The following is a 1391-nucleotide window of genomic DNA, read 5'->3' on the forward strand; positions in this document are numbered from 1 at the left end:
GGGGGGCATTTTCTTTGAGAGCACGTAGTTCGCTGAGTGAAGTTCAGCGTGAGCAGTTAGTGGAGCTTTTCGAGCAGGGAATGGGTTGCCGAGCCGCTGCTCGTGTTGTCGGTGTCTCGAGAGACGCAACGCGTAGACTTTATCGCCGTTTCCAACTGCGTGGCAGACTATGTCTCGTGGAGAAACCAAACAAGCAGCACTACTCCTTCGAGGCGAAGAAGGAGGTTGTAGAACGTCATCTTGCGGGTGAGTCGATGATGGATCTTGCCCGAGAGTTCAATCTTTCATCCGACCACCTCGTCAAGGACTGGGTGGCTAAGTGGCGCAGAGGCGGCGACGAGGCTCTGCGCCCGAAGCCGAAGGGCAGGCCCAAAGGATCGGCTGCGCCGAAACGCCTCACGGAAGAGGAAAAGCTTCGCCGCCAGGTTGAGCGGCTGGAAGCGGAAAACGCCTACTTAAAAAAATTGCGAGACTTGAGGAACCAGGGACACGCCTGAAAGCCCAGGCAATCGTCATCCTCAAGTCACACCACCGCTTGGACTACCTCCTGGATGCGGCCGGCATGGCACGCTCGACATTCTTCTACCACCAAAAACGACTCACCGCACCGGATAAACATGCCGAGCTCAAAGACGCGATCCGGGACAGTTTTCAGCGCAACAAACACCGCTACGGCTACCGGCGGGTACTGCTCGACCTGCGTAACCAGGGCTGGGTGGTCAACCACAAGCTTGTCTACAAGCTCATGCGCGCCATGGGCTTGAAAGCCAAGATTCGCCAGCGCAGGCCCTACATCTCCTACACTGGCACAATCAGCTACATCGCTGAGAACACACTCGAGCGCAACTTCACCCCCGATAGGCTCAACACTGTCTTCGTCAGCGACGTCACCGAGTTCAAAGTCGCTGGCCGCAAGGTGTATCTCTCACCGGTGATGGACCTGTTCGACCGCTCAATCGTCGCCCACACAGTGGCCACATCGCCGTCTACGGCGTTTACCTCGGCTTCGTTGGCGCAGGCGATCAAAGCGTGTGCTCCACAGCCGGGCTGGATGATCCACACCGATCAAGGATTCCAATACCAGCACTCATCATGGCGCACCCTGATTCGCCAGCACCAGGGAGTCCAATCGATGTCACGCAAAGGCAACTGCTACGACAACGCGGTCATGGAGAACTTCTTCGGCCACCTGAAAACCGAGATGTACCACGGAGAAGCCTTCGACACCGTCGCAGAGTTCAACCAGGCAATCGACGAGTACATCCGGTGGTACAACACCGAACGCATCCAACAACGACTCAAGGGTCTAACCCCGATGCAATATCGAAATCAGACCCTTGAAGCCCTAACCGCCTAGAATTAAACCAGTCCAACTTTCGGGGGCCAGTTCA

Annotated in this window: 1 pseudogene; it reads left to right on the forward strand. The window is 56.5% G+C overall.

What is annotated here, in order from left to right:
• Positions 1-96 precede the first annotated feature (96 nt).
• Positions 97-1357: pseudogene (locus L8V22_RS11580) on the forward strand (IS3 family transposase).
• Positions 1358-1391: the final 34 nt, after the last annotated feature.

The sequence above is a fragment of the Corynebacterium yonathiae genome (assembly GCF_027570195.1).
GTDB lineage: Bacteria > Actinomycetota > Actinomycetes > Mycobacteriales > Mycobacteriaceae > Corynebacterium > Corynebacterium yonathiae.